The sequence below is a fragment of the Ruegeria sp. CDSB022 genome, from assembly GCF_059611145.1.
Genome location: NZ_JBXWOZ010000006.1, coordinates 180573 through 188334 on the forward strand (window position 1 = coordinate 180573; position 7762 = coordinate 188334).

The window sequence follows — 7762 nt, forward strand, 5'->3', positions numbered from 1 at the left end:
CGGCTGATCGAAACCGGCCACAGGAGGATCTGGTCAAGTCTTTGATCTTGTGTCTTATTGTTCAATGCGCGGACGTTGGGAAATCAGGAGCCATAGTTCGCGCTTCAGGCGGCGAAACCAGGGAGTGAGCCCTCAGTAACCAATGCTGCGATGAGTACGAACGGCGGCGTTGCAACTCTATCCATCCCGAATAGTGTAGGCACATGAGAGAATTTCGAAACGCCAAACCTGCCGACGCAACTCGCTGCTTTGAAATAGAGATTGATGCCTACGAAGGCGACGAGGCAGCAACGCTCGAAAAGATTTCTAAAAGGATTGAGGTCTATCCCAATGGCTTCCTAGTTCTTTTGGTGGAAGGCGAGATAGTTGGCTTTGTAAATTGCGGATGTGCTCATGAAGTCGAAATGTCTGATGAAGAGTTCAAAGAGCTTGTTGGCCATGACCCCGACGCCCCAAATGTCGTAATAATGTCTGTTGTTGTTGATCCCGCGCATCAGGGCAAGGGTCTATCACGGGCATTGATGGTCGAATTCGTGGGGCGCATGAAAAGGATGGGTAAATCCACAATCCATCTCATGTGCAAAGAGCATCACGTCCCACTCTACGAGAATTTTGGATACAGCTATTTACAGCCATCGACTTCTGACCATGGAGGAATGACTTGGCATGAGATGGCTATGAAACTTTGAACTGCCCGATTATCTCAGCCGTGCAGAGCGGACATTCAAATTTTCAATGGGAAAGTCCAATTTGTCCGCTCCTCGATTGCCGGACCCAGCTGCAGCGAAAAGGCGGTTTGGAATTGGCTGAATTTTGCGCCGATGAATGACCGCAAACGAAGAATCCTCTGCGATGCAACAAATGGCGTGTCGCGCCTGCGAGGGGTTTCTGCGTCAGCAAAAGCGGCGTGAGCAAAAGTCGGCTCCGTCCCGCAGACCGTGAGTTACCGTTCTACAGGATTTCGCACGCTCGACGAAGGGCAGCTAGACACACACTATTCAGCACTTCGCCGTGGTGACGGCGGAGTGCTCTTTCCACTATCTCTCAAGATTCTGCTTTGGGCTCACAACAGGCTCCGGTGCCGTTGCAGAAAGATCCCCTGCCCCACCCAATAACTGATCATGCGGACGGCCCAAATCAGTCGACACGCCTTTACACGACTGAACAGATAATGACGCCAGCTATCTATGCGTTTGGTCGCCGTTGCTTATGCATGAATGGCACGCATCTTGCATCTTTGTCTAAGCCGTACCGGCAAACCGCGCTCAAAAATCATCCCATGTAATTCAAACCTGTCCAGGAAGCCACAGAACGATAGCAGGGAACGCAACGAGCATTGCGATCGTCGCTGCATCCGCCAGAAAGAAAGGCGTTACACCTTTAAAAACATCCTGAACGCTTAGGTCATCACGCACGCCAGCCACTACAAAGCAATTCAGCCCGATAGGTGGGGTGATCAGGCAAAACTCGGCCATTTTGACTACCAGAATGCCAAACCAGATGGCACACATCGGGCCGGACATTCCAAAGGTACTATCGGCCGCACTTACCGCTTCACCACCGTTCAACGCCATGACGGCTGGGTAAACTACGGGCAACGTCAGCAGCAGCATACCTATCGCATCCATGAACATGCCCAGTACAGCATAAGCCAGCAGGATACAGATCAGAATGAGCATTGGTGACATCTCAAGCGAGGTGATCCAGTCGGAGAACGCGCTGGGTAGTTCGGCAAAACCCAGAAAACGAACATAGACCAGCACGCCCCAGATGATGGTAAAGATCATGACGCTTAGCTTGGCCGTCTCCAGCAACGCGTCTTTAAGTTCGGACCAACGCATGCCCTGATATAGCGCCATCAGAAAGACAACGAAGGCACCGATTGCGCCACCCTCGGTTGGCGTGCCCCAAGCATCGCCTCCGAATGGGTTGTAGACAAAGAAGATGATGGTAACGACGACAAACAAGATAGGCAGTGCGGGCGGAAGAGACATGAAACGCTCTTTCCATGTAAAGCCTGAGACTGCGGGACCAAAGTCTTTGATCACAACAGCCATGCCAATGATCAGCAAGCCATAGATCAAAGCTGAGAACATGCCCGGAATGAAACCGGCTAACAGCAGTTTGCCCACGTCCTGTTCCACGATAATCGCGTATATGACCAAAATGGCCGAAGGAGGGATGAGCGACGCCAATGTGCCGCCTGCAGCGACGACACCTGCAGCAAAGCGCTTGTCGTAGCCGATCTTCAGCATCTCGGGGATGGCGATGCGGGCGAAAACGGCGGATGTGGCAACCGAGGCTCCGGAAACCGCAGCGAACCCGGCGGTGGCAAAGACGGTCGACACCGCCAGCCCGCCAGGAACCCATGCCAGCCATCGCTTGGCGGCCTCGAACAGTGCTTTGGTCAGGCCCGCGTAGTAGGCGAGGTAGCCAATCAGGATGAAGGTCGGGATAAGGCTCAGCGCCTGGCTCGAAATCTTGGAATGCGGCACCTGCCCCGCTGTTTTGACGGCTACAGTCACAGCCTTGCCGAACCGCGCTGGGTCGTACCCAAACTTGGCCCAGAAGATCCAGATCAGGCCAACCATTCCGGCCGTTGCGGCAGCAAATGCCACGCGCATACCCAGCACCACAAGAACAAGCATTCCGCCCGAGACGATCAGACCAATTTCAATGGGTTCCATCAGAATTTACCTCAGTTGTCGTGGCCCGAGACATGCTCGGCTTCCATTGCAGCCTGGGTGGCGGCATCGGGAATCAACGGGACGGCGACAGGCGGCTGGTCAGGATGGCGAATCGCACGACCGTAGGCACAGAGCTGCAGAAAGAGCCTTATGCAAAGCACACTGAAGGCGACGGGGGCCAACAGCTTGGCGGGCCACAGCGGGATGCTGATGTCAATGGAACTGTCGCGGCTCCACAGTGGGGCACCATAGTCGAAACTGCGCGCGAAGTGCGCCCAGCTTCCCCAGATCAGCAAGACGATCAGCGCCAGAATGACGGCGGTTGTTACGAATTCGACGATATAGAGCGTCCGGCCTTTAAGTGCACCAACGAACATGTCCATTCGGATGTGGCCGCCATCGCGCTGCGCATAAGATATCCCCATGAAGGCAATCAACGGCATGGCCTGTTCAATCCAGTCGACATACCCGGGAAGCGGCGCATTGGCGATATTCCGACCACCGACGGAGACAACGGCCATTACCATCAGAGAGAAAACCGCAAGACCGCTGAGCAAGGCCAGAAAGCTCTCCAGTTTGTAGAGATGTTGATCGAGAATGCTGAGACGGCTGTCGTCGGACAGCACCAAGGATGACCCGGCCATCGTTGTGCTCCGCTATCAGAGGAAAAGGCACCCGACGCCAGCTTGGCCGACGCCGGGTGGTGAGTGGATTAGCTACCGTTGGCGATCTTGCCGGTCACGAGGTCATAGAGCTCTTGCGCCGGAAGACCGCGTTCGGTGTTTTCCGCAATCCAGGCTTCTGCTGCGGGTGCGGCGGCGGCCTCTTTGAATGCCGCGATTTCTTCATCGCTGAATGTGACCCGTTCGATGCCGCGTTGATCCAGCTCGGGGCCCCAAGCTTCCATCGTTTTGGTTTGGTATTGGGAAACGTAGTGATCCAGCGCTTCGTCTATCGACCCCAGCAGAGCTTTACGATGTTCATCGGACAGATCTTCCAGTGCCAGAGTATTCACGACGACCGGGCAGTTGACGGTTCCGGGGTTCAGGTTCGTCGTCCACCACGTACCGTTTTCAATAGTGCCAAAGGACATATGGGCGTGTGGTGCAAAGCTGACGGCTTTGACGATGCCGCTGTCCATTGCCTGACGTACTTCGGATGCGGACATCGAAGTCGGAACTGCGCCGACCGTCTCCATCGCTTTACCGATACCGCCGGTGGCGCGCACACTCAGACCTTCAAAATCGGCCAGAGATTTCGGCGCGTCACCTACCCCGACAAGGTTGTACTGCGGTAGCGGCGACGGCATCAGCAGAGTCGCGTCCCAGCGTGCCAAATCCTCGACGACTGCCGGGTGTTGATAAACAGCCATCGACAAGTCGACTTCCTGTTCAAGGGATGTCACGCCCAGAAACGGCAGTTCCAAGACAGTGATCGAGGGGTTCTTGTCGCGGTGATAGCCAGCGCAGAACTGGGCCATTTCAAACGCGCCAATCGAAATCCCATCGAGGTTTTCTTTGTTCTTCGACAGGCCACCATAACTGATGTTCAGGGTAAACTCACCGTTGGTCTTTTCGTTCACCAGTTCAGCCAGCTTTTCGACATGCTCTGTGAAAGCACGGCGCTTGCCCCACAGGGATACGTTCCATTCGACAGCCAGTGCTTCGGATGCAACGGTCAGCGACAAGGCGGCAATGGCCGCCCGGTTAAGGTGTTTGCGCATAGTGGCTCCTCCCAGATCATGCAATTCGTTTGGGCGGAGTATTCAGAATGCGCGGCGTCCTGACTATGAAGGAAAATGCGCGCGTTTTCCCAGGCGCCCTGCGGATTTCCGCAGAGCTGTTTTCGCCTACAACAGAGCCTCTTTATCGAGACCAAGTTTGACGATCTTTTCGTTGAGCGTCCGGCGGCCAATCCCAAGCGCTTCGGCGGCGGCATCCATGCGGCCTTTATGCGCCTTGATGGCTTTGCCTATGAGCTCGCGTTCAAATGCGGCAACGGCATCGCGCAGGGTATCCGGCACTTCGTCGAAGTGCTGATCGCTTTGGATAGCCTGCGCCACCGAACCGCCTCCGCGTCGGGCCGCCAAAATGCGCCGTTCGCAGACATGGCGCAATTCACGCACATTGCCGGGCCAGTCATGTGCAAGCAGAGCCGCCAAATCGTCCTGATCAAGTTCTGGTACGTCTATCTCATAAACCTGCGCGTATTCGTTTAAGAAATGCGTTGCCAACAGAACCAGATCATCCCGTCTTTGTCTAAGCGGGGGTAAGGACAAGACGACAGTATTCAATCGAAACAAAAGGTCCTGACGCAGGCGGCCTTCCTCGGCCGCAAGTACAACGTCTTCGTTGGTTGCTGACACGACCCTGAAGCTTACCGGCACCGGCGACACCGCCCCCACCGGCAGCACTTGTTGATCTTCGATGACCCTTAACAGCTTGGCCTGCGCCGCTGGTGGGCACGAGCAGATTTCATCCAGAAACAAGGTCCCACCCGATGCCGCCCCAAGCCTTCCGTCGGATTCACCCGCGACGCCGAACATTTCCGCTTCAAATGTATCGGCCGACAATGCGGCGCAATTCAGCGCCAGAAACGGTGCCTCCGGCGAGCGGCCCAAATCATGTAAAGCATGAGCAACCAGCTCTTTCCCGGTGCCCGTATCTCCCTGCAACAAAACCGCAACCGACGTATCAGCAAGATCAAGTACTTCTTGTCGCAAGTCTGTAATGGCGTCCGTTTGGCCCAGCAGGATGCGGTCAAGGCCTGACAGTTTGAACAGACGGTCTTTGAGGCGGGCATTACTTCTTCGCATTCGGTATTGTTCGGCCGCGTGCCTCAGCACCGTAAGCAATCGCCGTGGTTCATATGGCTTTTCGATGAACCCATATGCCCCGTCCTGTATGGCCTGAACCGCCATCGGGATATCACCATGTGCCGAAATCAATACCACCGGAGGCGCCACATGCCTGTCCAGGCTGGCCAGCAATTCAAGTCCCGACATGCCGGGCATACGCACATCGGATAAAATGACATCGGGCGAGGCGTTGGCCAGATGCTCCGTCACCTGGGTCGCGCGTGGCAAGGCGTTGACAGACCAGTCGGCGGCTTCAAGCAACTCGACAAGAGATTGTCGCATCGATTTGTCATCATCAACGACCAGAACTTTGAAGGGTTGCTGCAGGTTCATTCGTCCGTTTCTTCAGTATTTGAGGCTATCGGGAAGGTGACACGGAAAATTGTTCCGCCGCCATTTCGATTTCGGGCCGTCATTGTGCCATCGTGATCTTTGACAATGCTGGTGGAAATGGCCAGTCCCAAGCCCATGCCTCTCCCGCTCTCTCTTGTGGTTACAAATGGCTCTTGCAACTCTGCCAGCGTTGCCTCGCCCAACCCGTGACCGTTGTCCTGAATTTCCAACACGACCTCATCATCAGAAGCCATGACAGCGATATGGATTTCAGGCGCATCCGCTTCACCCGTAGCATCTATGGCATTGCGCAAAAGATTTGTGATGACCTGTTCGATCCGCAGGGCACTGCCCCGGATAAACGCCGGACCAGTCGACGCATCAATTGAGATTTTCACCTTGCCTTGTTCGATGTTTGGGGCAACCAGAGCCAACGCGGCATTAACCGAAGTGCGTAAGTCTACGTCGTCGAACGCCTCACTCTCCGACCGTGCAAAAAACCGTAATTGGCGTGTGATCCCTTCCATCCTGTCAACCAGGCTGCCGATTTTTTGTGGCAGCTTGGTTTCCCCGGAAGATGAAATCTCTGCAGCCACCAGATGATTGCGCATCGCCGCGATGGGCTGGCCCAGCTCATGCGTGACCGACGCGGATAGTTGCCCAAGAGCGGCCAGTCGGCTTGCGCGCTCCAACTCGCCCTGGGTGCGTCTGAGGCTCCGCTCGGCTGTCTTGCGGTCGTCGATTTCGATGGCAAGCCTTTCATTTGCTTCGCGCAGCATTGCTTCTTCCTCTTCGGACCGCGCCAAAGCAGCGCTGACGCGTCTCGCACGTTGTATCTGGAAGTAGATAAATGTGAGCCCCGCCAAGAGGACAAAAACTGCAGTTACAAGCCAACTGCGCGCTACAGCCTGATCGTCACTTGCAAAATAGTGAAGCGACCAGCCATGAGGCAAATCCGTTGCTGCAAGATGCAAGCGCTTCGTCCCCGCAATTCTGGCCTGATCTCCTGGCAACTCAACCCAATCCAACGCATCTAAGGCTTGCCCCGGAAACTGCCGGGCGTTTCGAATTCGCTCTCGCTGTGGTTCTGACAATGGCGTCAACGCGCGATATTGCCAATCCGAGTTCGAAGAAAGCAGAATGACACCGTCTTCATTGGCCAAAAGAACCTGTTCGCCCGAGTTTTTCCAACTATCCTGAAGATTAGAGAAATCGATCTTAATCGCTATGACACCAGTTGAATCTCCCTGGTCGTCAAGCACTGCGTTGGCGATGAAGTATCCTGGCAGACCAGTCGTCGCCCCGATGGCATAGAAGCGGCCCTGTTTACCAGAAATGGCACTTTGGAAATATGGGCGGAAAGCGTAGTTCTGGCCAACAAAGCTCCCTGTGTCGCGGTAGTTCGATGCGGAAATCGTGATCCCGTCTTCGTCCATCAGGTAGATAGCATCCAGCTCCGCCCGCTCCGCAAAATCCTCAAGGCGTCGGTTTAAAGCTCCGGTGCCGTCTCCTTCGGCTGTTCCAATTACAAAGGAATCCTGTGACAGCACATAGGTGAGGTGGGAAAATCGTTCGAGTTCGCTGTTTACCGAGCTTTGGTAGAGAGAGAGCCGGCCCTGAGCTTTCGAAAGCTCCTCCGAAACGAAGTACTGGTAAGAAACCAAATAAAGGCCAATGCTGGCGGCAATGGCTACCAAAATACCTACAATATACGAAGCTGATCGCATTGAATGCCCATGAACTGCGACAGCATAGGATCACAGTAGGTATTAGCCGTCCATCCCAAGAGTTCTAGGGTCAGGACCCATTGATTTCCGTTTTGCGGCGTGATTCACGGTTCAAAAACGAGCGGTGAACATGTCTGATCTCTTCTGGCTTACGGATG

6 protein-coding genes are annotated in these 7762 nt (G+C 54.9%); 1 reads left to right on the forward strand and 5 read right to left on the reverse strand.

What is annotated here, in order from left to right; genetic code table 11:
• The first annotated feature begins 203 nt into the window (after nucleotides 1–203).
• Entirely contained in the window at nucleotides 204–689 is a 486-nt protein-coding gene (locus tag AC2FIZ_RS12460) for a GNAT family N-acetyltransferase (protein ID WP_281995472.1), read from the forward strand.
• A gap of 597 nt (nucleotides 690–1286) precedes the next feature.
• Here AC2FIZ_RS12460 and AC2FIZ_RS12465 read toward each other — a convergent pair.
• The 5 genes from AC2FIZ_RS12465 to AC2FIZ_RS12485 form a co-directional block, all read right to left on the reverse strand.
• Complete coding sequence (locus tag AC2FIZ_RS12465; RefSeq protein WP_142637621.1) at nucleotides 1287–2687, reverse strand: TRAP transporter large permease; 1401 nt, start codon at nucleotides 2685–2687, stop codon at nucleotides 1287–1289.
• An 11-nt stretch (nucleotides 2688–2698) separates the two neighbouring features.
• Complete coding sequence (locus AC2FIZ_RS12470; RefSeq protein ID WP_281995471.1) at nucleotides 2699–3331, reverse strand: TRAP transporter small permease subunit; 633 nt, start codon at nucleotides 3329–3331, stop codon at nucleotides 2699–2701.
• 68 nt (nucleotides 3332–3399) lie between these two features.
• Nucleotides 3400–4410, reverse strand: a complete 1011-nt coding sequence (gene dctP, locus AC2FIZ_RS12475; protein WP_281995470.1) for a TRAP transporter substrate-binding protein DctP — start codon at nucleotides 4408–4410, stop codon at nucleotides 3400–3402.
• A 126-nt stretch (nucleotides 4411–4536) separates the two neighbouring features.
• The gene (locus AC2FIZ_RS12480; RefSeq protein ID WP_142637615.1) at nucleotides 4537–5877 is read right to left on the reverse strand and encodes a sigma-54-dependent transcriptional regulator; all 1341 of its coding nucleotides are present in this window, start codon (nucleotides 5875–5877) and stop codon (nucleotides 4537–4539) included.
• Nucleotides 5874–7604 (reverse strand): sensor histidine kinase, encoded by a 1731-nt coding sequence (locus AC2FIZ_RS12485; RefSeq protein ID WP_281995469.1) that lies wholly within the window; start codon nucleotides 7602–7604, stop codon nucleotides 5874–5876. The genes AC2FIZ_RS12480 and AC2FIZ_RS12485 overlap by 4 nt, the downstream gene beginning before the upstream one ends.
• Between the last annotated feature and the right edge of the window lie 158 nt (nucleotides 7605–7762).

What these genes read in the sequence shown, in the direction of transcription:
- AC2FIZ_RS12460 (WP_281995472.1), top strand. Translation starts at nt 204, where the DNA reads ATGAGAGAATTTCGAAACGCCAAACCTGCCGACGCAACTCGCTGCTTT.
- AC2FIZ_RS12485 (WP_281995469.1), bottom strand. Translation starts at nt 7,604, where the DNA reads ATGCGATCAGCTTCGTATATTGTAGGTATTTTGGTAGCCATTGCCGCC.
- AC2FIZ_RS12470 (WP_281995471.1), bottom strand. Translation starts at nt 3,331, where the DNA reads ATGGCCGGGTCATCCTTGGTGCTGTCCGACGACAGCCGTCTCAGCATT.
- AC2FIZ_RS12465 (WP_142637621.1), bottom strand. Translation starts at nt 2,687, where the DNA reads ATGGAACCCATTGAAATTGGTCTGATCGTCTCGGGCGGAATGCTTGTT.
- dctP (WP_281995470.1), bottom strand. Translation starts at nt 4,410, where the DNA reads ATGCGCAAACACCTTAACCGGGCGGCCATTGCCGCCTTGTCGCTGACC.
- AC2FIZ_RS12480 (WP_142637615.1), bottom strand. Translation starts at nt 5,877, where the DNA reads ATGAACCTGCAGCAACCCTTCAAAGTTCTGGTCGTTGATGATGACAAA.